The organism is Methylotenera oryzisoli, assembly GCF_004661485.1.
GTDB lineage: Bacteria > Pseudomonadota > Gammaproteobacteria > Burkholderiales > Methylophilaceae > Methylotenera > Methylotenera oryzisoli.
Genome location: NZ_PQVH01000002.1, coordinates 236,966 through 261,834, shown reverse-complemented (window position 1 = coordinate 261,834; position 24,869 = coordinate 236,966). Strand labels below are relative to the sequence as shown.

Here is a 24,869-nt window from a genome sequence, read left to right as displayed (position 1 = left end):
AACTTCTACGCAAAGCATTTCGTGTCTTAAAGTTTAAAACCAGCTACTGAGTCACGTAACTCTTCCGCCAATGAGGTGAGCTGACCTACAGACTCAGCAGTCAGTTTTGTACCTTCTGTTGTCTGCGTTGTAATCTCCTGAATCATCTGCATGTTGTTTGCCACGGTAGTGGCTGATTCAGTTTGCGCGTTGGTCGCGGTAGAGATTGATTGAATCAATCGTGCAAGATTGGTAGTAACAGACTCAATCTCGTTCAACGCTTGTCCTGCAGCATCCGCAACGCGTGCCCCTTCAACCACACCCTCGGTTGATTTCTCCATCGCCGCCACAGCGCCGTGGGTATCAGTCTGAATTGTCTTCACAATCGCACTAATCTGCTTAGTCGCCTCAGATGAACGTTCCGCAAGACGCTGAACCTCCTCCGCAACCACCGTAAAGCCTCGCCCTGCCTCACCAGCAGACGCAGCTTGAATCGCCGCGTTCAACGCCAGAATATTAGTTTGTTCGGTAATGTCGGAAATCAGCTCCACGATTTCACTAATCTCTTGTGAGCTCTCGCCCAAGCGTTTAATACGTTTAGAGGTTTCCTGAATCTGGGTACGAATCTCATTCATCCCTGAAATAGTGTTCTGTACCGCTTGTGAACCTTGAATTGCCGCCTCTAGTGAGCGCTGCGCCACCTGAGAAGCCTGTTCCGCATTGCTAGATACTTGCAAAATAGAACGAGTCATGTCGTTAACTGCTTGTGTTGTCTGTGTAATCTGTGCGGCTTGTGTTTCAGCAGCTGTTAGCAGCTGTTCAGAAGTACCTTGCGCAACAGAAGTTGCAGAAGTCACTTGCTCGGTAGCACGGTTAATCTCAACTACAAGGTCGCGCAAACTATCAATTGTATAGTTAATAGAGTCTGCAATCGCCCCTGCAATGTTATCGCGCACTTCCGCTTTTACCGTTAGGTCACCGTCCGCCAAGTCACCCATCTCATCTAGCAACTGTAATACCGCCTCTTGGTTTTCCTGGCCTTCTTTTGCAAGTTGGCTAGTTAAGGTAACTGACTGTACAGCCTGTTTCTTACCATAAAAATACATCAAACCTAGCAATACCAAACCCAGTAACAGCAAACCAACCAATACAAATCGGATAAAGCTGGTTTGTGACTCGATCAATGATTTATTCTCTTTGGCAATCATTTGGGTAAACGTATTACCGGCCTGTTTAGAAGCTTCAAAAGCAGCTGTTAACTCCAGCAATGGGGCTGATGCGGCCACAGTTCCTAAAGGTAATGCTGGAACATAGCGTTTATTTGCCACCTCAAAAAAGTTAGCACCGGCACTAATCACCTCTTCCAACGGTGCGGCCAATTTCTTATTACTTAAATTCTTACGCCAGTATTCTGAACGCTCCTTGAACATGGCTTCACTTTTAGCAGCATTTGCCAAGGCATTATCACGTTTTTGATTATTAAAACTGGTAGAAGCAACATAAGCTTCGTTATATGACGCAAAAGCATCCAACGGGAACATTGGTGGCGGATTAGTATCTGCCGTAAGTCGGTCATAAGTATCTAGAATATTATAAATAGGGCCGTTCACACGCACCTGATTAATTACCCAGAAACTCAGCAAGGCAAACAAAATAAACGCAACAATCTGCAAGAAAAGCTGACGGTAACCAGCACTCATGCTTCCGCTATCTGAGCTGGTTTTTTTAGCGATGGTTGAGTTAGAAATTTTTTCCTTAACGTTCGTCAAGAACCCACCCATCAACGAGCCTATTTGTGGTGGCAGGCCTTTTATAGCTGCAAGATTTAATGCCATTGTTAACCCCGATTTCTAAATTTATTTGCTTACTTAACCACTATTTGCTTACTTAATCACTAGGATATCAACACTAAGTTACCTTACTTATACATCACCAATTATATTGGCTGTACAAAGTTTTTGTTTTGCACTAGCGCCTCTATATCAAGCTCTAGCCAATCTCCACCTTCAGCATCTTTATACAAATTTAAGCTAAAAAAATCTGCTTCATCTTCTGCAGACTGAAGCTGCATGCCTTGAACGCTTCGCAAACCAATCAAACTATCAACTAGCAGCGCTACCTGCGCGGTAGATTCTGTACTGAGCAATAAAATACGATTATTGGTAGATTTAGATGTTGCAGGCATACCCATAAACTGCGCTAAATCTGAAATACTGTATAAGTTACCGCGGACGTTTGCAACGCCCAAAAACCATGGTTTTGTAAATGGCACCAATTGCATTGGAGGCACTGGTAATACTTCTTTTACGTCCTGCAAGTTGACTAGAAATCTTTTGTCACCGACAGTAACACCTAAACGGGACGAAGACTCACCTCCGACTTGGTTAGCGGCGTCTTTCAGCTTAGAAAGTATCGCTTCTTGAAACTCACGTAAATTAGAGGTTTGTGCCACGATTAATTATTAATCCTAATCAGAACCATATAAAAATATAAAAAAACGCATGATTAACATCGCAAACTCATCAAACTCAGGTTAATTAACCTATCGTTTTAATAATCGCCAGTAAATCCGCTTCTACTACAGGCTTAGTAACACAGGCTTTAGCACCCATCTTCAATGCCCAAGCCAAATCTGTTGCCTGCGATTTACCCGTACATAACACAACCGGAATATGTGCAGTTGCAGGGTTTTTTGTCAGCGTGCGCGTCACCTGAAAACCGGTCAAGCCAGGCATCACCACATCACACAACACTAGGTCAGGCGGATTAGCGCTCACTTTAGTTAAACACTCTTCGCCGCTTTCAGCCCCAATGACACGGTAGCCTGCTGTCTCCAGCATTTCGGTTAGAAAAAAACGGTCTGTTGCAGAATCATCAACGACTAAAATAGTTTGTATTGCCATATTCAATCCACCTCTTTTTGATTACTTTTAGCCTTTGCAGCATAGATTTGTACTGCTTCTATCAGTGTTTCTTGGGTAAAGGGTTTGGTAAGGTATTGGTCTGATCCGACCATGCGACCACGTGCCCGGTCAAACAAACCATCTTTGCTAGATAGCATAATGACAGGCGTTGCCTTGTAACGGGCGTTTCTTTTAATGAGAGAACAGGTCTGATAGCCATCAAGTCTGGGCATCATAATATCAACAAAAATCAAATCGGGATGTTCATTCGATATTTTTGCTAACGCATCAAAACCATCTTCAGCGAGTATCACTTCACAACCAGACGCCTTTAGGAAAATCTCCGCACTACGACGAATCGTATTGCTATCATCGATCACCATTACTTTGATTGTTGAGAGCTGATCTAATGTCAGCTTTTCTTGAAACGGCTTTTCCTGGCTCACCAGTAAGCTCCTTTATTTTGTATGCATCGCTACTTTAGTATCATTTCTGCACTTGTTATATTTCATTTTATATACAGTCTGTCTTAATAAGCAATACCATTATTATATTAATCAAAAAAATAATAATATTTATTTCAATCACTCTAAAGGGTAATCTATAATAAAATTACAATTTATTACAATTCATTACAATTGTCAGAATACAATAAAAATCTTAGACAGTAATAAATATTTTTAAAGATCGATGCAGGTCACCAAGGGATAAGCATGATAATTAGACAGGAATCATTAACAGCTAAAATGTCGCTCAAAGATTTAGCCTCCACTTCACCCTTACCATCCGCTAATTTGGTATTGGTATTTGGATCAGTCAAGCGCTTTAGTGAAGCAAAACTTCAAAGCACATTAAAAGCACGTTACCCAACAGCGCAAATCATTGGCTGTTCTACCTCTGGTGAAATCACCGCCACTGGCGTTTATGATGATAGCTTGCAAATCACTGCGATCTTATGGGAAAAGGCAGTACAGCGCGTTACCCATACCAAAATGACTGGCATGCAGAACTCGTTTGAAACCGCAGTCACTCTGGCAAAACAATTAAAATCTGACAGCTTAAAAGCCGTGCTTGTGTATTCTGATGGCTTAAATGTGAACGGCTCCGAGCTACTGGAAGGCTTTAAAAGCGAACTCGGCGAAACGCCAATTATGGGCGGCATGGCTGGAGATGGCTTTAACTTTACTAAAACCGTACAACTATTCAACGACACAGCTTCAGATGGCTTGGTGATTGCGGTAGGCTTGTATGGCAATAGCTTAATCGCCGCCACTGGCGTTGGCAGAGGTTGGAAGCCTTACGGCCCACCGCGCAAAGTGACTAAATCTGACAAGAACGTGGTGCTGGAGCTTGATGGCAAGCCTGCGCTACCACTTTACAATATGTATATAGGTGCCCACTCAGCCAAAGAACTGCCAGGCAGCGGCTTGAAATTTCCATTTGCGGTCATTGAAGAAGGCAAGCGTGATATTGAGAAGATTCGCACCCTGCTCGCAATTGACCCAAAAAACAACAGCCTGACCTTTGCCGGCAACGTAGATGAAGGTGAAACCGTGCGTTTATGCCAATCTACGCATGACCGCTTGGTAGAAGGCGCCGGCGATGCTGCACACTTGGTTTCTAGCCATGCTAATGTCAACCAAACAGGCTTAGCCATCTGTGTCAGCTGTGTTGGCCGCAAAGGTGTAATGGCAGAACTAGTGGCGGACGAAGTTAAACTAGTACAGCAAATTTTAGGTAACCAAACAGCTATTACTGGCTTTTATTCATACGGTGAATTTGCACCAAGACCAGACACTAACGACAGCGTACTGCATAACCAAACCATGACCATTGGTTATTTGAGCGAAGACCTACTGGCCTAAGCAAGCCCATAAAATTAATGAATCAGGTATGTAAACAGGCTACAGCAATAGTAAGCCTTTCACTAACCCACAATTAACTTATGGTTGATTGCTTTAACTATAAACGATAAAGTTAGCCACTTTAAACATAAGGAGAATTAAGCATGGCAACAGTGACCCTCAAAGGCGGCCCAGTTAACGTAGGCGGTAACCTGCCACAAGTAGGCCAAACAGCACCAAACTTTGAACTAGCCGATGCAAAACGCGTGACACAATCACTCGACGCATTCTCTGGTAAACGCAAAGTGTTAAACATTTTCCCAAGCATCGACACACCAACTTGCGCAACTTCTGTACGCACATTCAACCAAAAAGCCAGCAGCCTAGCTAACACAGTAGTGTTATGCATCTCTGCAGACTTACCTTTCGCACAAAGCCGTTTCTGCGGTGCAGAAGGCATTGAAAATGTAGTGACCTTATCTACATTCCGCAACACTGCTAAATTTGCAACAGACTACGGTGTATTCATCACTGACAGCAGCCTAGCTGGTTTAACAGCACGTGCAGTTGTAGTACTAGATGAACACAACAAAGTATTGCATAGCGAACTAGTGGCTGAAATCGCAGACGAGCCTAACTACGAAGCAGCTTTAGCTGTTTTATAATTGAGCAAGCTTTGAATGACTAAAGCCTAGCAGATTAATCTGCTAGGCTTTTTTGTTTAATCCTTCACTCATTTCTTTTATCGCTAAAAATGAGATTGGTTAACCCATAGAGCTGTTGCAACACTTTACTCAAATTAGCACTCTACTAGTAGCGATGAAGCAAAAAGAACATAATCTATCATTCAAACGAGATTAATATAGTGCACCCCTTATGCCAAACGTTGAGCACCGTTATAAATAAACTCTCTAGGATCATTTTGTGCATATGCCTACTTATACCGGCAACTCACTATGCGGCTGAAAATAAAGCAGAAATAAACTGGGATAAGTGTGCAGAACAAGCGGCAAACAGCACCCCACCAGAACTCGGGATTGCCGGAGGAAATGCAAGTGTTTCAACACAATGCGGAACAAGACCCACCGTAAAAACAGTTAACGGTACTCGCCTACTTCGTTCTGACTGTGATTGGTTATACAAACATCCATTGAATGAGTGCGCAAGTTACACACCCAAGAGTAAATGCAATATTGAAGCTGACAGTAACTTACTGCCTTTTGACTTAATCTCAATGTCATCTTATCGGAGCATGTTTGATTTATCAGAAAAAACTTTCTCAAAAGAAAAATTCACCGATTTATGCCGTAATTCATGTAATTCGGGAGCGGCCCCGTCTAGAGAACAATTTGGACGAGAGCTCTGTGGAGAATGACCTAAGCGCTATACGCAACCCATTCGCCAGATGATACGCCTAATGGTGCTTTAACCCTAAACCTCGACCTTAATAAACTCACCTTCATCAGCACCTGCAAATAAGGTCAATAAGGCATCGGCGTTAAGTGCAAGGGCATATCCCAACACCCCACTGCCTATGGCGACATGGTCATAATTGCGCACGCTTTTATCTACCAAGACACGCACTGTTTCTGGCAGTGCAATCGGCGGCACAGCACCCACCACATAGCCTGTGGCTTCTGGCACTTCGTCATATTCTGCCATTCGCAATTTACGCTCATTCAGGTGTTTGCGTAGCACACCCCAATCGGCACGGCCACCACCAGCCACCGCCAACAATACAAACTGCCCAGATTCACCCCTGAACACAACGCTGCGTACGACAGCATTGGGGTTTAACCCTTTGCTACTAAGTAGTTCTTCTAAGCTGCGTATTGGTTTTTTATCTTCACTTAAGGGGATTTCGATGACGTCAAAAGGAATGGCATGTTGCTCAAGGAGCGTGGCTACTGGAGATTGAATTGCATTGCTCATCTTTTGCTCCTAAAACAATCGTGCTAATCAATATGCTGGTTATTCATACGCGCTATATTTAGCGTTGCTGCCTTTGCACTTTTCTACTGGATATTTTTGCGCGTTCAGGTCTATTTTTTTATTGGCAGCTTCAATTAAATCAATACCGCAAACTTCGGCGATCCGTAACAAATAGACCAAAGTGTCAGAGAGCTCTTGCCCAACCTGCTCTTTAGTCTCGGCGTCTAGATTGCGGCTTTCGTCTTCTGTCATCCACTGAAAATGCTCTACCACCTCGCCCGCCTCTACGATCATGGCCATGGCGAGGTTTTTGGGTGAGTGAAACTGCGCCCAATCACGCTCAGTGACAAATGCATTGACGCGGGCTCTTAGTGCATCTAATGAGTCTGCCATTTGGTTTCCTTATGCCTCTGGTTTATCTTTTCGGTTAGACCCTGCCACCATTTTAATTTCAAATAAGCGGCACTCTAACGGGCCGTTAAAAAGCGGTGTTTTTTTACTTGGCGATAAGCGCATCAGCTTAGGCATCCGTAAATCATTGGTGAGGAAGTAAGTGTTCCAGCCCGCAAATTTGTGTTTAAGCGTTTCACCCATTTTTGGGTAGAGCAAGGTGAGTGCTTCATCTTCACCAATACGCACGCCGTAAGGCGGGTTAGCCACTAATACACCATGATCAGCTGGTGGAATCACGTTTAACATATCAACATGTGATACCTGTACGGCCTCTAACAAACCAGCGGCTTCTAGGTTTTGCTTGGTCACGCGGACTGCGCGTAAATCCATATCGGAACCGTATATTTTTTGGAAACTAACTTTTTTAACTTTGCTCAACGCTTGGTTTTTAATCTTTTTCCAAGTGTCTGATTCAAACGTTTTAAGTTTTTCAAAACCAAACTCACGCTTAATGCCTGGTGCCATATCGAGTGCTACCATAGCGGCTTCTAACAGGAAGGTACCGCTACCACACATTGGGTCTAGCAACGGCTGCCCTGCTTGCCAGCCTGTAAGCTTTAAAATGCCTGCTGCTAAGTTCTCACGCAATGGCGCTTCAATACTCGCGCCGCGGTTGCCACGCTGATATAGGGCTGCGCCCGAGGTATCAACATAATATTGATATTCATCTGTGGTGAGGTAAGCATGGATGCGCACACTTGGTGTTTTAGTATCAATGTAAGGACGGCTACCTACCGCCAACCTGAATTTATCGCAAACCGCGTCTTTAATTTTGAGTGTTGCAAATTCCAGACTCTTTAACGGGCACTTAACGCCTGTTACTTTCACCATAAAGTCATGCTTTACATCAAACCACTGCGGCCAGTTCATTTTGTAGGCGGCGTTGAATAAGTCTTCTTCATTCAGGTATTTACCACGTCCAACCTGCCACAAAATACGGGTGGCAATGCGTGAATGCAAATTAGCCGCATAGCACACTGACCAATCACCATCAAAGCTCACTCCGCCATCGGTCACGTTCACCACTTTAGCGCTGATTTGCTTAAGTTCATCCGCCAACAGTTGTTCCAAGCCGCGTGGACAGGTAGCAAAGTAGCGGTTAGGCGCTTGCCTGCTTGGCTGTGCCGGTCTATTTTGCTGCCCCTGAGGCTCACGTGGGCTTTGTTGATCACGCGAGTTGTTTGGATCACGTGGGTTGTTTTTATAAAGTGCCATAAATTAACGATCGCTTTTCATAAATATTCGGTTATTGCTACTATTGTTATTGTCTGCCAGTTTCTCTACAAACTGCATAAATTCAATTTTGTGTGTTTTTTCTAATACTTTTGCGCGGTCACGCAGGCTGCTTAGCCTTAAATCTGCAATACTTTGCTTAAAACCAAATACGGCAATATTGCCAGGTTTACCAGTACGCAATATCAATACGCGCTGATTAAAACTTTGTTCGATTCTAGCCAAATACACGTCAAACTTTTTATCACTACCCCAGAGGTTAATCACAAATACGCCATCATCTTTTAGCGTATTGGCACATTGGTCAAAAAAGTCCTGGCTACAAAAGTTTGGAGGAATGCCATTGCTATCAAAAGCATCAATAAACAGCACATCAGCGACTTCTGTATGTTCAGCCAAATAAACTAAGCCATCACCCTCGATTACCTCAAACTTTTCATCGTTATCTGGTACAAAGAACTGATTTTTAGCCACTTGGATGATTCTAGGGTTAATTTCAACGACGGTACCCATAATCTCTGGGCAATGTGCATAGACATACTTAGCAACAGAGCCGCCACCCAAACCTATCGTCAGCATGTGTTTAACGTTACTATGAAACAATAAAAAACACATAATGGCACGTGTATAGGTGAGCTCCAGCTCAAAAGGCTCTCTAATTCGCATAGCACTTTGTACGGTAGCCGAGCCTAAATGTAGTGCGCGCACCCCGTTTAGCTCACTGACGTCAACCGCTTCACTCAACGCCGCATGCGCAAAGCCTCTTAGCATTTTTTTTGCCGCAGTAAACACTTAAGCCGCCTCCACTTCAGTTCCCTCATCCTCGGCAGGTATTTCGGTAACGACAGCTTCATTCTCTAACACTTGAAGGAACTTAGTCCGCAGTTCCATCATTAGCGTATCTACCTCTTGCACTTGCAAGCTCACACGCGTACCGACCTTTAATTCCGGCAAGCCATAGACCTTGGTCATAAAAGGTAGATTATCCAAACGCACCAAGTTTTCGCGCCATACCGTGGCATGCACTTCTTGAATGTCTTCTTGAATCAAATACTGTAAGCACCAATAGCGCTCCATACGTATTTGAAACTCACTGTAAGCTTTGTAAGTAAGCTCAAAATTACGCATATGCGTGGTGAGTGCATCGCTATTTTGCGGATAAACCGGTGGTTGATTCTGTACCACACTGATAATTTGCCTTTGATTAATCAGGTCAACTGCGCGGCGTAAAGGCGATGTACTCCATGAGTATTGTGCAACACCCAAGCCTTGATGTGGCTCTGCTTTAGTGGTCATGTACACCTTGCCGCCCATTTGCGCACGGTATAAGCCCGGCACCTGGTGGCTTGCTAATAACGCTCCCCATTGGCTATTGGCTTCAATCATTAACTCGGCCACTAACTTATCCATAGGCGAACCACGATGGCGCCCTACTATGCTCACTTTGCCGTCATTCACGTAAAAGTTGTAATCTACCTGTGGCGGTTTTGTGGGGTCATACTTACCACGTGCTTTTTCCAAAGATTCTGCTAGGTTGAATAAGAACAATAATTTAGACCAATACGGGTGGCCACTATCTGCCGCCAGTGTAGTTTCGTTAAAGTATGGTTCCAGCGCATCATGTCGCAGGTTTTCTGCCACCTTAATCAACTCCACTTTACTGTGACGCTGCACAATCGTTAGATCAGGATTCACATGCAGATACATGGATAGTACTGGCTTAATCTGCCCTTCATCCAAGCTAAACGGACGAATAGCCGACTCCGGCAGCATGGTGATTTTATGACCAGGCATGTATACCGTAGATAAACGATGCATCGCAGCGAGGTCTAAAGGGCTATCGATATCAATACCCAGTGCCGGCGCTGCAATATGTATGCCTACGCATATTAGGCCATCGTCAAGCTGGCGGATAGAGAAAGCATCATCAATCTCCGTCGTAGTGCTATCGTCGATACTAAATGCTTCAGCTTCTGCCATGGGTAAATCAAAGCTGATACCTGCAGACAATGCCGATATTTGCTCATCGGTAAATGCCTCGCCTTTTGCAAAATACTCGCGTAAAAAAGCCCCCAAGTGATAATCATGCACAGAAGGAATTGCACCGCAGGCATGTAACAATTTCAGGTGGCTTAAATGCAGGGCAGCCGCCGCAGTATCTAGCACTTTATATTCAAATGCGTTCTTATCAGGTTCATACAGCAGCATATCGCGCTTTTGCATAATCTCCTCTGGCATCGTCAGCGCTTTTAGCTGCTCCACGTATCCAGCCATTTTTTCTGCTAATAAGCGCTTTTTTTCCAAACCGGCTAATGCTGCTTTTAAAATATCCGCCGGCGCAGCCTTATAACGACCTTTACCCTTTCGGTTAAAATAAACTGGGGCGCTGTGCAGACGAACAGCAATGGCAGCCGCCTCTAAGTGCGTTGGTTTTTTACCGTAATATTCCTGTGCGAAGTCTTCAAAGTTAAACTCAGCCTCGCCGCAGCACTCCCATAGGAAATCAAGCTCGAGTTTATCGGCTTCGGCTTGTGCGGTTTCTAAAAAGCCAGATAATGGCGCTTCAAAGCGAAGCAACACATTAGCCGCCTTGATTTTGCTACGTTTTCCGCTAATTGACTCAACTTGCATCGAGCTTTCAGCCTCGCTCATGATGCTGGCAACCCTAAAGTTGCCGTCTTCTTCGTAAAATACGTTCATTCCGTTTTTTCTATTTCCAATATAACCGCAATGATACATGAGGCAGCCTATGATTCACTGCAAAAAATTGTAACTTTAAGTAAGCCAAACCATCTAAAATGCAGGTATGAGAACACTTAATTTTGATAATCGCTTTTACAGAGAACTCCCCGGCGACGCAGTTACCGCCAACTACACACGCCAAGTAAAAGATGCACTCTGGTCTAGCGTTATGCCTACGCCGGTGAAAGCGCCCTCTCTGATGGCCTACTCAACGGATGTTGCTGAGATGCTAGGGCTATCCGATGAAGATATGCACGACCCAGCCATGGTAAGCGCTTTGGGCGGCAACCAGCTACTGGAGGGAATGCAACCTTACGCTACTTGTTACGGCGGACATCAGTTTGGCAATTGGGCCGGACAGTTAGGCGATGGACGTGCAATTTATTTAGGCGAGCTGATACACAATAACCAACGTTTTGAGTTGCAACTCAAAGGTGCCGGAGAAACACCGTATTCCCGCCGTGCCGATGGCCGTGCCGTATTGCGCTCTTCATTACGTGAGTTTTTATGCAGTGAAGCTATGTACTACTTAGGCGTGCCAACTACCCGCGCATTAAGCTTGGTAAGAACAGGCGACCAAGTCGTACGTGATATGTTTTATGACGGCAACCCCCAAATGGAGCAAGGCGCCATTGTTTGCCGTGTAGCATCATCATTTACGCGCTTTGGACATTTTGAGCTATTGGCCAGCCGTGGCAACCATGCGCTTTTAAAACAAATGATTAGCTTTACGATAGACCGCGACTTTAGCGACTGGCTAAAACAACAAACGCATACTTTAGCCAAAGAAGAGCCTTCTGCAGCACTCATTGAAGCATGGTTTACAGAAATAAGCGAACGTACAGCGCGCATGATTGCCCACTGGATGCGCGTAGGCTTTGTGCATGGTGTGATGAACACAGACAACATGTCGATTACCGGCCTCACCATTGACTATGGCCCTTACGGCTGGGTAGATAATTTCGATCCGGGCTGGACGCCTAACACAACAGATGCACAAGGCAGGCGCTATTGCTTTGGCCGGCAACATGATATTGGGCGCTGGAACTTAGAGCGCCTTGCCGACGCACTCTCGACCATTTTGCCAGATGCCGTTGGTTTAAATCACGCGCTTGACCAGTATGAGGCTGTATATAACCAAAGCTTGATAGACGCATTAGTCGGGAAGTTCGGGCTTGATGGTTGGCAAGAGACTGATGGTGAAATGATTAACCGCTGCTTTGAGTTGATGACTCGTGCCGAAGTGGATATGACCTTATTTTTCACCCATTTGCCGCATCTCAATTTAACTGCACCCAATATCGCAGATTTAAAAATCGCGTTTTATACCGAGCAAGGCTATACAAACTTTGAAGCAGACTTTAACGATTGGTTAGCACAATATGCAAAACGCATATTGCAAACTACGGAGTCAGTAATCGCAAGGCACGCACGCATGGCAAGCCACAACCCGCGTTATGTGTTGCGTAATTACCTCGCCCAAGAAGCGATTGATTTAGCCGAACAAGGCGACACCAGCATGATTGAAGCGCTGCTAAAATTGCTACGCAACCCCTACACCGAACAAGCTGGTATGGAAAGATTTGAACAAAAGCGTCCAGATTGGGCAAGGCATAAAGCAGGTTGTTCCATGCTCTCCTGTAGTTCATAATGCGCCCCTAACTCACTACAGTTGCTCATGAATACACAACAAATTTTTACTGATGCTGGCTTACGGTCAACCAAAGCGCGCCTTGCCGTACTAACAGTGCTTACCAGCGCGCGCACTGCACTAAGCCATTCTGAAATCTTAGAGCAAATGGCCAGCCAAAAAGAGTTTGATCGCGTCACTATTTACCGTGTGCTGGATTGGCTAACGGAACACCATCTAATTCATAAAATTTCAGGTGAAAACCGCGCATGGAAATTCCAGTTTTCACACAATACTTACACACGCAGTGAAGCCAATGCAAACAAAAAGCAGCTACTACCGAACGCGCACCAGCATGCACACCTGCACTGTACTTCGTGCGGTGAAGTAACCTGCATACATGAGTTGAAGCCACAGTTTCCAAAACAAGTACTGGAGCTGTATCATGTTGAATCTATTGATATTAACATCAAAGGCTTGTGTCAGCACTGCAACACGCAAACACGCTGACATTTAACTTGAGCAAGCCCCCAACAAACTCAACACCAGATAAATTGAATATTAAGATAAATCTCAACCTATGGATAAACGCATCCCCGTTACATTGCTCACAGGCTTTTTAGGCTCTGGTAAAACCACGCTACTCAACAAGCTGCTGAGTGACCCTAAAATGCATGACTCTGCCGTCATCATTAATGAACTCGGTGAAACAGGCCTAGACCACATTCTGGCCACACAGGTAGATAGTGAACACATTGCAGACAACACGGTATTATTGAACTCAGGCTGCGTCTGCTGCACCTTAAAAAACGAGCTAGCAGATACCATGCGCGATTTATTCTTTAAGCGTGCATTACAGGCGATTCCGCAATTTAATCGCTTGGTGATAGAAACCACCGGCATGGCTGACCCCGGCCCGATTTTGGGCAACTTAATGAATGAACCAGTGATTGAATCAACCTTCAGGTTAGATGCAGTTGTCGTCACAATTGATAGCGTTTATGGACTAAGTCAATTAGAAAACAATGTAGAAGCCCTCAAACAGGCAGCGGTAGCCGATGTTCTGTTACTGACTAAAACCGATATCGCAGCACCGGCACAGATACAGGCACTACAGGAAAAACTTGCAGAAATTAACCCGGGGGCTAATCAGCATTTGATTAAGCATGGCGAAATCAACCCGGATCACATCATTGATGTTGGCTTATTTGACCCCACAGGCAAAACTGCAGCACCGCAACGCTGGTTACGCACGCCAAGCAAAGCCAGCGCACCTAAGGGCACGTTGCCGCAAAAACCACATCAAGATGGTATTACCAGCTTTACCGTCACCATGCCCAAGCCCTTGAACTGGCGCGATCTAAAACCTGTAATTTTGAAGCTGTGCCAAACCCATGGCGCCAAACTATTACGCTTAAAAGGCATTATTCACGCAGAAGACCAGCCAGCACCGCTAGCGATTCATGCCGTGCACTTCACTCCCTATCCACCCACGTTGCTAGAGGGTTGGGATGAAGAAGATGCAATGTCGCGCATTGTCATTATTGGTAAAGATATTGATGAGGCTGAAGTGAGAAAGGCATTGATGCAGATGTAACCAACCGGCAATTCAAGCCATTACTTGAAGCTACCGAAGCCACGCAACATCTCAATCACTCAACATGCCCACGCTGGCTGGGCTTACGTTGTGTTGGGCGTACTACCAAATTTGGTTTTACTGGCGCAGTTTTCCAGCTAGGCTTAAGAGGCGTCATGCCTACCACGCGTTTTTTGGCCACAATAAAATATACGCCGCCAATTGCCGAGAGCCACTTTGCGCCAAGCTTATCCATAAAGCTAAAGCGGCGATGCCAGGACTCCTGCTCACACGGTGGCGTATGACAGCACATTTGTACCGAAATCACCTCAAACCCCAGCAATGCTAACCAGTCTTTTAATCGGCCTAGGCCAATAAAACTGGCATTCCACGGAAATGTCTTCGCAGCGGCATCATTGTTGTGCAGTAAATTTCTTAAAAATAACGCCATGCCCCATAAACTCAGCGGATTAAAACCTGATATCAACAAATGTCCTTCCGGCATCATCACGCGCTCTGCTTCACGCAGCGTTTGATGAGGGCGCTCACTAAATTCAAGCCGATGCGGTAAGATCAATAAATCCAAACTCGCATCTGCGACAGGTAGAAAGTCATCACAGCAATACAAATGTGGGAACTCTGCCGCGTTCATATACTCTGTAGATTTGTATCTGTTGGCGATACGTGAACTACGCAGCAAATCCATTTGCAAACAGCCAATTTGCAGTGCGTTAAACCCAAATAAATCGACCACCGCCTGGTCATACAGCACCTGCTCTTCCTGTTGCAAGTAACGACCAAGCGCTGAATTTAGCCATTGATGCTCTGGATGCAGCGGTGCTGATGTATTTAGTTGCTGGCTCATAGCGTTGATGTCACTTTAATGGAATTAAAACAAACTATATTTTAGTAAAGTAATATACTTAAGCAGATGATAGACGATATACAACATCCATTACAAATTATTCCAATCCCCGCTTTCAGCGACAATTACCTGTGGCTTATACATAACCAGCACAAAGCCATTGTCGTTGACCCTGGAGATGCTACACCTGTCATTAACACCCTAAGACAACTGGATTTAGATTTACAAACCATCCTAATTACTCACCACCATCAAGATCATATCGGTGGGGTCGATTTACTATTAAGAACATATCCTGATGCAGAAGTTTTTGCCCCAAAATTAGAGCAATACACATTTGCACACAAACCAGTAAGTGAGCCCGAGCAACTGTATTTGGGTGATTGGATCAGCAGTGCTAAAGTGATTGATGTACCTGGGCATACGCTCGGGCATATTGCTTACTACATTGAACATCAGGCACAACAATGGCTGTTTTGCGGTGACACCCTATTTGGCGCTGGCTGCGGCAGGCTGTTTGAAGGAACACCTGCACAAATGATGGCATCATTACAAAAACTGACAGCACTGCCGGCGAGCACGCAAGTGTACTGCACACATGAGTACACATTACACAACATTAACTTTGCGCTTGGTTTAGAACCCGGCAACATGTCGCTAGTTAAGCGTCAGCAGGATGCAAAAGTACAGCTTACATCAGGACAGCCGACCTTACCCTCTACCCTTGCTTTAGAGCTGGAAACTAATCCATTTTTACGCTGCCATATGCCTGAAATTCAAGCATCCTTACATACTAAAAATGCGAACCTCTTACAAACATTCAGCGCAATGAGAGCGCTTAGAAACTCATATTAATCATGAAGATAGACAATTTTTATAAAGTAATTTACGGTGATTTTAACTTGACTTTACGAACGCACGTTCGTTACTATGTTGCATTATGATGAACAAGAGCGTTTTTATGGGTACTCAATTTTTCTTACGCATTGGTCAATCCATCCAAACTCCTGTTAGCTTCGTGCGCACACTTCAGTCCACACTTTTCATCAGCCTAGCCACTGCTGGTATGATGTTTAGCAGTACATCGCAGGCAGAATCCAACACTATTTCCAATGTCGCTGGTGATGAGATTATTATTTTCTCAGACGACTCGTTTAAACCAGCCATGCGAGATTTGGGCAGCAAAACCGAAGCCACTAAAGAACTGCAAAGCCAAAAACCTTTACGAGGCGGCCGCCTAGCAGATAGCCTTGAAATCACGATCAAAGACAATAAAACCAACCCTAGCACTGAAACCAACACCGCAACATTAGATCAGTCTGCACCGCAGCACGATGACCTGTGGCAACGCATCAAAAATGGCTATGCCATGCCAGACTCAACCTCAGCCCTCACCACTAAACATGAGGAGTGGTACAGTTCACGCCCGGACTACGTACAACGCATGGTCGAGCGTAGCCAACGTTATTTGTTCCATATCGTTGAAGAAGTAGAAAAACGTGGCATGCCAACCGAGATTGCGCTATTGCCCATGATTGAGAGTGCATACAACCCTAAAGCTTACTCAAAAAGCAGTGCTTCCGGCATCTGGCAGTTTATTCCATCTACAGGCAAACACTTTGGCTTAAAGCAAAACTGGTGGGTAGACAACAGACGCAACATCACCATGGCGACCGACGCAGCGCTTACTTATCTGCAAAAGCTACATGCCATGTTTGGTGCCTGGGATTTAGCACTCGCCGCCTACAATGCAGGTGAAGGCACGGTTGGGCGAGCCATCGAGCGCAACCGTAAATTGGGCCTACCCACAGACTACGAAAGCCTAAACCTCTCTGACGAAACCAAGAACTATGTGCCTAAGCTACAGGCCGTCAAGAACTTGATGACAGACCCAAGTAACTACGGGCTAAAAATACCTACAATTGCTAACACGCCCTACTTTGCTAAAGTAAGCGCACCAGCGCGTATTGACACCCATTTGGTTGCAAAGCTTGCGGAAATTAATCATGAAGAGTTTCTTGCACTCAACCCAAGCTATGACCGCCCGCTGATTAATAGCGACCGTGAAAACCTAGAACTACTGCTGCCGATCATGGCCGCACAAACCTTTAGAACCAACCTGGCTAACTACGAAAAACCTCTAGTAAACTGGCAAACGTATCAGGCAAAACGCGGTGAGAGCATGGATAAAATCGCCAACAAGTTTGGGATGAATCTAGCCCAACTAAGAGACGTTAATGATTTGTCCGCGCAAGCTAAAATGAAAAAAAGCACTACCATATTGGTGCCCAAATCTGACGCCAATGACGATGCACCACTAACAGTGATTGAGGATCAGGAAGTAGAAAAAGAAGCGCCACAAAAACAAACCATCATGCACAAAGTAAAAAAAGGTGAGGTGATGCAATCGATTGCTAAATACTACGGCGTGAGCGTAAAACAAATATTGGCAGCTAACGCGCTACGTAATGGCAAACTAAAAACCGGACAAGTATTGAGCATTGATGTTTCAGACGCTAAAGACACGGTTGGTGCTAAAAAATCTGCAAGCAAAAGTAGCATTGCAGACAAAAAGCAAACTTATATCGTTAAACGTGGTGACACATTACACAGCATTGCTGATAAATTTGATGTGGCAGTGGCCGACCTTAAACGTTGGAACAAAAAATCATCCAGCCATATTACCCCTGGCGCCAAGCTGATTATCCAATAACAGCTAACGTTAATAGATAAATACTGCCTATGCCGCCACTATTCAGTCTACACAACTCAAGCATCCTGTTACTTACCTTACTGATTGCAGGGTGTGGTGCGCCTAGTGACCAACAAAATCAGATTGACTATAACGTCAGCGCACCGAAAGCCTCTGGTGGCACATTGATTAACGCAATGACTGGTGAGCCTAGTGGGCTCATTTCCATGATCGCAGGAGAGTCAGCATCCTCAGCAATCAGCAGCAACATTTTTAATAGCTTACTCAAATACGACAAGAACCTTGAGCTAGAAGGTGACCTGACTGAAAGCTGGCAAATATCTACTGACCAGAAAACAATCACTTTCAAGCTGAAGCCCAATCTAAAATGGGCAGACAACCAGCCACTCACCAGCGCAGACGTACTGTTTACTTGGCAAGCCGTGACCGATGAAAAAAACGCCAGCCCCTATGCTTCAGATTTCTTACTGGTAAAAAAGGCAGAGATACCGGATCCGCAGACGTTCCGTGTCACCTATGCGCAGGCCTATGCACCAGCCCTAGATAGCTGGGCCGGCCTGCAAATACTACCCAAACACCTGCTTGAGGGTAAAGACCTGCACACCACCGCATTCGCGCGCAAGCCAGTGGGCAGCAACTATTACAAACTAGACAACTGGAAGCACGGCGAGCACCTGATGCTTTCCAGAAATGCCAACTCTGTCCTTGGGCCCGCACAAATCGACAATCTGGTTACGCGCATTATTCCTGACAACTCCGCACAGTTTTTAGAGTTAATGGCAGACAACATCGACCTGATGGGTCTAGACCCGATCAAGTACTCGCGCATCATCCCTGCGCGTCCTGAATTGCTCAAAAAACTCGCCTTGTATAAAGAACTCGGCAACAGTTACACCTATATGGGCTTTAACCTCAAACACAAACCTTTTGATGATGTGCGTGTACGGCGCGCCATCAACTACGCCATCGACAAACAGGAAATCATAGACGGTGTTTACTTAGGGCTAGGTATTAACATTGCCTCGCCATACAAACCGGGTACGCGCTGGAGCAACCCTGCCCTGCAACCTTACCCTTACGATCCAGCCAAAGCGCGTGCTTTGCTGCAAGAGGCTGGCTTCAATGACAGCAACAGCGATGGCATATTAGAACGTGACGGCAAACCATTTAGCTTTGAAATTATCACCAACCAAAATAAAGAGCGTGAAAAATCAGCAGTACTGATCCAGCGCAGACTGAAAGAAGTTGGCATTGATGTCAGAATCCGCGCTATTGAATGGGCAAGCTTTATTAGTCGTTTCATTAAAACCGGTGATTTTGATGTAGTCGTATTAGGTTGGGGGCTGGGCTTAGATCCGGATCAATACAACATTTGGCACTCCAGCCAGCAAGCACCTGGCCAATTTAATTTTATCGGTTACAACAACCCTAAAATTGACGCACTGCTTGAGCAAGGACGGCTAGAACTTAACCCGGATAAGCGCATGGTGATTTACCATAAGTTCGCGGAAATACTGCTTGAAGACAGCCCAGTCATCTACCTCTCTGCAGGTTATGGTTTAACCGCAATACATAAACGCGTTAAAGGTATTGACGACCCTGCACCACCAGCCGGCATCGGCCATAACTCACAAGATTGGTATATTCCACAATCTTTAAGAAGAAATGAAATTAACACTCAATAACTATTATGATTAAATATCTAGTCAAACGTGTGTTGTGGATGATACCGATGCTCATAGGCATCAGCCTGATCTCATTTTTTATCATGCATCTGGCACCTGGTGATATCACCAACAATGAAGCCGCTTTTAACCCTAAAGCGAGCGAAGAGTCTAGGCAAAAACTACGTGAGATGTATCATTTAGATAAACCTGTCATCGTGCAGTATGGTTTATGGTTAAAGCGCATGGCCACATTGGATTTTGGCAATTCGTTTGCATCACACCAAAAACCTGTGTTTTGGCAAACCGTAGATGCTGATGGCAATGTGACTGAAGGCATGATTCAACAAGCTTTACCAATCACCTTAATGATTAATGTCATCGGCCTAGTTATCACCTTAGCGCTAGCAATACCATTGGGCATTATTGCCGCGCGTAAATATCAAGGCTGGCAAGACCGTTCAATCACCCTATTTAACTTTATCGGCTTCTCTATCCCTAGCTTTTGGCTATCTCTACTGCTGATGTACTGGCTGGGTGTAGTACATAACTGGTTTCCTATCTCCGGCCTGCACAGCCTCAATTACGACTCATTAGATACCTGGCATAAAATCAAAGACTCTTTCAGCCACTTATGGCTGCCTGTGATTATTCCATCAATCACAGGGCTTGCAGGCATCACCTTATTTGTGAAAAACGGCATGCTAGACGTGCTGCAGCAAGACTACATCACGACTGCACGCGCTAAAGGCTTAGGTGAACGTAAAGTAGTCTACACACACGCCTTACGCAACGCGTTGCTACCGCTCATTACCATTGTAGGCTTATCAATCCCAGGCCTTATTGGCGGCTCAGTGATTGCAGAAACTATTTTCGCCATCCCAGGCATGGGCAAATTGTTTTACGATGCAGTGCTGATGCGCGACTTCCCCGTGGTCATGGGCATACTCACGATAGGCTCCGCACTAACACTTATTGGCAATCTGCTTGCCGATGTTGCATATGCATGGGCAGACCCACGTGTGCGCCGCGGCGTAGCAAAGGCATAGCACTCATGAACATGCAGACCAGCCTAATTAAAAAAGCCTTATCTAACCCACTTTCTTTAGCGGGTTTCATCATCATTATGTTTGTGTTCGTATTATCGATGCTCGCCCCCGTAGTTGCACCATACGACCCTAATTACATAGATGTAAAAGCCATTCTATTACAGCCCTCTATGCAACACTGGATGGGCACCGATGGATTAGGGCGCGATGTACTGAGCCGTATGCTGTTCGGCGGCCGCATATCATTACTCGTCGGTCTGGTGGCTGTCGGTATATCAACGGCTATCGGCATATTACTTGGTGCGCTGGCTGGCTTTTATCGCGGCTGGGTAGATACATGTATCATGCGTATCGTTGACGTCATGCTATCTATCCCTAGCTTTTTCCTGATACTGGCCGTGATTGCATTTTTAACGCCCTCTATCATTAACATCATGATCGTGATCGGCCTTACTTCATGGATGGGTGTTACAAGGCTGGTACGTGCGGAGTTCTTGAGCTTAAATGAACGCGAGTTCGTCATGGCTTCGCGTACACTAGGCGCAAAAAACGCTAGACTCATCTTCACCCATTTACTGCCTAATAGCTTAACCCCTATTATCGTCAGTGCAGTCTTAGGGGTAGCTGGTGCCGTGCTCATGGAATCAGGCTTAAGCTTTTTAGGTTTAGGCGTACAAGCACCTCAAGCGTCATGGGGCAACATTCTTACCGATGGAAAAGAATACATTCAGTTTGCTTGGTGGCTATCGTTGTTTCCAGGATTAGCGATTTTAATTACCGTGTTAGGTTATAATCTGCTCGGTGAGGGTTTGCGTGATGCACTAGACCCACGAAGTGGAAGCAATCGATAGTTCCATATATCAATCTGAATCTAAGCTATCACGCAGCTATCGAGTTTAGCCGATGCTAAACCACCCCTTCCTCTAATGACAAGTAAATAGGAAATAACTATGGGATTCTTAGCTGGTAAAAAAGTACTCATCGCGGGCTTATTAAGTAACCGCTCAATCGCTTATGGCATTGCTGCCGCTATGAAAAGAGAAGGCGCAGAACTCGCATTCACTTATCAAATTGACAAACATGAAAAGCGCGTTGCAGATTTAGCCGCAGACTTTGACTCAAAAATCGTATTGCCATGCGATGTTGCTGAAGACGCACAAATCGACGCACTATTCCCTGCACTAGCTAAACACTGGGATGGTTTAGATGCATTGGTCCACTCTGTTGCCTTTGTACCTAAAGTCGCACTCGCTGGTGACTACCTAGAGGCAGTTAATCGCGAATATTTCCGCATTGCACACGACATTAGCTCATATAGCTTCTCAGCACTGGCCAAAGCAGCTTATCCGATGATGGAAGGCCGTAAAGGCAGCCTATTAACACTAAGCTATCTAGGTGCAGAACGCACGATGCCTAACTACAACGTAATGGGCTTAGCCAAAGCGAGTTTAGAGGCAAACGTACGTTATTTAGCGCAAAGCCTAGGCCCACGTGGCATCCGTGTTAATGCGGTGTCTGCAGGCCCGATTAAAACGCTTGCAGCATCAGGTATTGCAGATTTTGACAAAATGATTGGCTTTAACGAGAAGCACGCTGCATTACGTAGAAACGTCACGATTGAAGAAGTTGGTAATGCTTCAGCTTTCCTCTGTAGTGACTTGGCTTCTGGTATAACAGGCGAAATCACTTATGTAGACGGTGGTATGAATATCACTGCTGCAGGCAGCATTGATTAAGTTAAGCGATTAACGCGCAATAAAAAAGGCACCTAGGTGCCTTTTTTATTGCCTACTGAAAAGAATGACCTCATTCCGAGGCCATCCATATCATTAGTGGTTAGTATTTTCTAACAACAAACGTTGGTTAACAGTCACTTTAACTTTTTCACGTAGCGATTGTTTATACGCTGATAAGTACTCATCTGATAACACTTGGCTTAGCTCGCCTTTGGCCGTTTTCACAGACTCGGCATCAGCAACGCTAGCAGTATCTACTTCAATGATTTTTACAATCAAATAACCCAATTTGCTATCTGCCAAACCAGAGTAAGCCGGTAACTTGCTTACATCAGTTTTAAACACCTGTGTCATTGCAAGCTGTGTTAAGCCCTGTGCATTTTTACGGTCTACCTTCACCTCAGGGATCCAGTCTAAATTAGCAACTGAACCGCCAGCACGCAAGGTTTTCAGTGCCTCTTCACCTTTAGCAATTGCTAACTTTGAAGCCGCCTCAAGTTTAAGCAAATCTTCAATACCTGCTTTTACAGCATCAAATGATTTTGTTGCTGCTGGCTTGTACTCAAGCACACGCGCAGAAACCAGATTATTAGGTGAAATCTCAACAGCCTCAGTATTGCGGTGTTCTTTGATAGATTCTGGTGAGAAAATCAAACTAACGATTTTATCGTTCTTGAAGAACTTAGCCGCTTCTTCACGTGAAGTCCAACCAGAAAGCTGTAACTGACCACCAAACATTTTAGCAACCGGTGCCAAGCTTTCAGATTGCTCATAAACCGCATTACTGAAGCTCTCGGCTTTTTCAACAAACTCAGCTTGTGCCTTTTGGAAAATCAAGTCACCTTTAATTTGCGCTTTCAATGATTCAAAATCAGAGCCTTGACCAGTAATCTCTGTGACTTTAATGATGTGATAGCCAAATTCAGATTCCACTAAATCGCTAACCTCACCTACCTTCATTTTAAATGCTGCTTCTTCAAATGGCTTTACCATTGCGCCACGGCCAAAGCTGCCTAAATCACCACCTTTAGTTGCAGAGCCAGGGTCTTGTGAGTTCTTAATTGCTAACTCTTCAAAAGATTTTGGGTTCTTTTTGATAGTTGCTAACAAAGCTTGCGCTTTATTCTTAGCCTCTTCTTTTTGCTCAGGCGTTGCGTTCACACCAAAACCAATCAAGATATGGCTAGCGCGTCTTTGCTCATCACCTTTAAATTTAGCTGAATTCTCATCGTAATAACGCTTCACATCAGCATCATCGACTTTAATGCCAGGCACTAAACTACTTGCTGATAACAATAAGAATTCAATTTTCACCTGCTCAGGATCACGCAACTTATCCTTATGCTTATCGTAATAAGCTTTTACCTCTTCAGGAGATACTTTAACTTGGTCTAGATAGTCTTTAGTTTTAAGCTCAGACACTGTGACTACACGCTTTTGATTTAAAAGCTTTAAAGTCTTGTCAGCACGCGCGGTAGAAATAAAACCAAGCTTAGCAATGCCATCCTGTGCTTGCTGCGCTAATAAAGTTGCACGAATCTCGGCTTCAAATTTTTTCGGGGTATATCTGTTTTGCTGCAACAGTTCATCATACAACTCTTGTGAGAACTTACCGTCCTTTTGGAAAGATGGCATCGCAGTAATATAAGTGGCTAATTGTGCGTCGCTAATTTTATAGTTTGCGCGCTGAATTTCCTTTTCTAGCAACTGCTCATTAATCAACTGATCCAACACCATTGCTTTCACTTCTGGGCTGTCTAATTGCGCCTGGTCTGCTTTTCCTTCACTTTGCATCCGATTACGCAAATTCTGCATTGCATTTGAGTATGCTTGCACAGAGATTTCGCTACCATCAACTTTTGCAATTGCCGCATTATTACCGGCCTGACTCAAATAAGAGTCAATCCCAAATAAAGCAAAAGGAACTGTAATGAAAGCCAATATAGCTTTCCCTACCCAGCCTTTAGCTACAGAACGGATACCATCTAACATAAAGTTCTCTTCTTAAAAATATGCTGAAAAATCATTAAAAATGTAAAAGCTTACAATCAATATCAACCATAAGCCAAGGGTCATTAATATATCACAAGTTATAGTTGAAACATGACTTGAGTGAGTGATGACAATAGATTAAGGGAACAAGTTCGGATGAGGAAGGATAGGATTAACGCCTAATGAAAGTATTGGCGAGATAGAAATAAAAAAGCGAGCCTAGAGGCTCGCTTTTTTATTTGGCGGAGTGGACGGGACTCGAACCCGCGACCCCCGGCGTGACAGGCCGGTATTCTAACCAACTGAACTACCACTCCATAACTCAGTATATTATTAAATAACATACTTAAAAATTTGCGCTTCTAGTCACTGCAGTCATTAACTACTGCAGATTTTTTACAAAATAAAGAGCGCTTAAACTACCAGCACTCTGAATTTATAAAATTAGAAACGGCTTAGTCACATTATCGTTGGTTTTTGGTGGGTGCTAACGGGGTCGAACCGCTGACATTCGCCTTGTAAGGGCGACGCTCTACCAACTGAGCTAAGCACCCTGCA

General features: G+C 44.7%; 22 protein-coding genes and 2 tRNA genes. 11 read left to right on the top strand and 13 right to left on the bottom strand.

The window, feature by feature from the left end; all coding sequences use genetic code 11:
* Positions 1-26: 26 nt before the first annotated feature.
* From C3Y98_RS02100 to C3Y98_RS02085, 4 genes are all read right to left on the bottom strand, one after another.
* Positions 27-1,814 carry a methyl-accepting chemotaxis protein gene (locus C3Y98_RS02100; RefSeq protein ID WP_135276473.1) on the bottom strand — a complete coding sequence of 596 codons (1,788 nt, stop codon included), beginning with the start codon at positions 1,812-1,814 and terminating at the stop codon, positions 27-29.
* 101 nt (positions 1,815-1,915) lie between these two features.
* A complete protein-coding gene (locus tag C3Y98_RS02095; RefSeq protein ID WP_135276472.1) occupies positions 1,916-2,431 on the bottom strand; it encodes a chemotaxis protein CheW in 516 nt (171 codons plus the stop codon).
* Positions 2,432-2,516: 85 nt separating this feature from the next.
* Positions 2,517-2,882, bottom strand: a complete 366-nt coding sequence (locus C3Y98_RS02090; protein ID WP_135276471.1) for a response regulator — start codon at positions 2,880-2,882, stop codon at positions 2,517-2,519.
* 2 nt (positions 2,883-2,884) lie between these two features.
* On the bottom strand, positions 2,885-3,265 hold the full coding sequence (locus C3Y98_RS02085; RefSeq protein WP_135276513.1) for a response regulator: 381 nt from the start codon (positions 3,263-3,265) through the stop codon (positions 2,885-2,887).
* A gap of 330 nt (positions 3,266-3,595) precedes the next feature.
* On the opposite strand from C3Y98_RS02085, the gene C3Y98_RS02080 reads away from it, so the two are divergent.
* Both C3Y98_RS02080 and tpx read left to right on the top strand, forming a co-directional pair.
* On the top strand, positions 3,596-4,747 hold the full coding sequence (locus C3Y98_RS02080) for an FIST signal transduction protein (RefSeq protein WP_135276470.1): 1,152 nt from the start codon (positions 3,596-3,598) through the stop codon (positions 4,745-4,747).
* Between the two features lie 143 nt (positions 4,748-4,890).
* Positions 4,891-5,391, top strand: coding sequence for a thiol peroxidase (tpx, locus tag C3Y98_RS02075; RefSeq protein ID WP_135276469.1), 501 nt, complete (start codon positions 4,891-4,893; stop codon positions 5,389-5,391).
* Between the two features lie 766 nt (positions 5,392-6,157).
* Here tpx and C3Y98_RS02070 read toward each other — a convergent pair.
* Genes C3Y98_RS02070 through C3Y98_RS02050 form a run of 5 tightly spaced genes read right to left on the bottom strand, consistent with a single transcriptional unit; the run spans position 6,158 to position 11,044 of the window.
* Positions 6,158-6,658 carry an aminoacyl-tRNA deacylase gene (locus tag C3Y98_RS02070; protein WP_135276468.1) on the bottom strand — a complete coding sequence of 167 codons (501 nt, stop codon included), beginning with the start codon at positions 6,656-6,658 and terminating at the stop codon, positions 6,158-6,160.
* 39 nt (positions 6,659-6,697) lie between these two features.
* Positions 6,698-7,051 (bottom strand): nucleotide pyrophosphohydrolase, encoded by a 354-nt coding sequence (locus C3Y98_RS02065; protein ID WP_135276467.1) that lies wholly within the window; start codon positions 7,049-7,051, stop codon positions 6,698-6,700.
* 9 nt (positions 7,052-7,060) lie between these two features.
* Complete coding sequence (locus C3Y98_RS02060; RefSeq protein ID WP_245234291.1) at positions 7,061-8,326, bottom strand: THUMP domain-containing class I SAM-dependent RNA methyltransferase; 1,266 nt, start codon at positions 8,324-8,326, stop codon at positions 7,061-7,063.
* 3 nt (positions 8,327-8,329) lie between these two features.
* Positions 8,330-9,136: a polyamine aminopropyltransferase gene (locus tag C3Y98_RS02055; RefSeq protein ID WP_135276466.1), complete on the bottom strand. Its 807-nt coding sequence runs from the start codon at positions 9,134-9,136 to the stop codon at positions 8,330-8,332.
* On the bottom strand, positions 9,137-11,044 hold the full coding sequence (locus C3Y98_RS02050) for a ribonuclease catalytic domain-containing protein (RefSeq protein ID WP_135276465.1): 1,908 nt from the start codon (positions 11,042-11,044) through the stop codon (positions 9,137-9,139).
* Positions 11,045-11,150: 106 nt separating this feature from the next.
* Here C3Y98_RS02050 and C3Y98_RS02045 point away from each other — a divergent pair, with 106 nt between their 5' ends.
* The 3 genes from C3Y98_RS02045 (at position 11,151) to C3Y98_RS02035 (ending at position 14,313) form a co-directional block, all read left to right on the top strand.
* Positions 11,151-12,737 carry a protein adenylyltransferase SelO gene (locus C3Y98_RS02045; RefSeq protein WP_135276464.1) on the top strand — a complete coding sequence of 529 codons (1,587 nt, stop codon included), beginning with the start codon at positions 11,151-11,153 and terminating at the stop codon, positions 12,735-12,737.
* Between the two features lie 27 nt (positions 12,738-12,764).
* On the top strand, positions 12,765-13,226 hold the full coding sequence (locus tag C3Y98_RS02040) for a Fur family transcriptional regulator (protein WP_135276463.1): 462 nt from the start codon (positions 12,765-12,767) through the stop codon (positions 13,224-13,226).
* A 70-nt stretch (positions 13,227-13,296) separates the two neighbouring features.
* A complete protein-coding gene (locus C3Y98_RS02035) occupies positions 13,297-14,313 on the top strand; it encodes a CobW family GTP-binding protein (RefSeq protein WP_135276462.1) in 1,017 nt (338 codons plus the stop codon).
* Positions 14,314-14,368: 55 nt separating this feature from the next.
* Here the strand turns inward: C3Y98_RS02035 and C3Y98_RS02030 are convergent, their stop codons facing one another.
* Complete coding sequence (locus C3Y98_RS02030) at positions 14,369-15,157, bottom strand: class I SAM-dependent methyltransferase (protein ID WP_135276461.1); 789 nt, start codon at positions 15,155-15,157, stop codon at positions 14,369-14,371.
* Between the two features lie 66 nt (positions 15,158-15,223).
* On the opposite strand from C3Y98_RS02030, the gene gloB reads away from it, so the two are divergent.
* From gloB to C3Y98_RS02000, 6 genes are all read left to right on the top strand, one after another.
* Positions 15,224-16,012 (top strand): hydroxyacylglutathione hydrolase, encoded by a 789-nt coding sequence (gene gloB, locus C3Y98_RS02025; protein ID WP_135276460.1) that lies wholly within the window; start codon positions 15,224-15,226, stop codon positions 16,010-16,012.
* Positions 16,013-16,118: 106 nt separating this feature from the next.
* Positions 16,119-17,870 carry a LysM peptidoglycan-binding domain-containing protein gene (locus tag C3Y98_RS02020; protein WP_135276459.1) on the top strand — a complete coding sequence of 584 codons (1,752 nt, stop codon included), beginning with the start codon at positions 16,119-16,121 and terminating at the stop codon, positions 17,868-17,870.
* 29 nt (positions 17,871-17,899) lie between these two features.
* Positions 17,900-19,555, top strand: coding sequence for a peptide-binding protein (locus C3Y98_RS02015; RefSeq protein WP_135276458.1), 1,656 nt, complete (start codon positions 17,900-17,902; stop codon positions 19,553-19,555).
* Positions 19,556-19,560: 5 nt separating this feature from the next.
* Positions 19,561-20,583: an ABC transporter permease gene (locus C3Y98_RS02010; RefSeq protein ID WP_135276457.1), complete on the top strand. Its 1,023-nt coding sequence runs from the start codon at positions 19,561-19,563 to the stop codon at positions 20,581-20,583.
* 11 nt (positions 20,584-20,594) lie between these two features.
* The gene (locus C3Y98_RS02005) at positions 20,595-21,434 is read left to right on the top strand and encodes an ABC transporter permease (protein WP_135276511.1); all 840 of its coding nucleotides are present in this window, start codon (positions 20,595-20,597) and stop codon (positions 21,432-21,434) included.
* Positions 21,435-21,533: 99 nt separating this feature from the next.
* Positions 21,534-22,319: an enoyl-ACP reductase FabI gene (locus C3Y98_RS02000; RefSeq protein WP_135276456.1), complete on the top strand. Its 786-nt coding sequence runs from the start codon at positions 21,534-21,536 to the stop codon at positions 22,317-22,319.
* Between the two features lie 93 nt (positions 22,320-22,412).
* Here C3Y98_RS02000 and C3Y98_RS01995 read toward each other — a convergent pair whose 3' ends face one another.
* From C3Y98_RS01995 to C3Y98_RS01985, 3 genes are all read right to left on the bottom strand, one after another.
* A complete protein-coding gene (locus C3Y98_RS01995) occupies positions 22,413-24,311 on the bottom strand; it encodes a SurA N-terminal domain-containing protein (protein WP_135276455.1) in 1,899 nt (632 codons plus the stop codon).
* Positions 24,312-24,551: 240 nt separating this feature from the next.
* Positions 24,552-24,628: transfer RNA gene (locus C3Y98_RS01990), tRNA-Asp, on the bottom strand.
* Between the two features lie 161 nt (positions 24,629-24,789).
* Positions 24,790-24,865 (bottom strand) — tRNA-Val (locus C3Y98_RS01985).
* Positions 24,866-24,869: the final 4 nt, after the last annotated feature.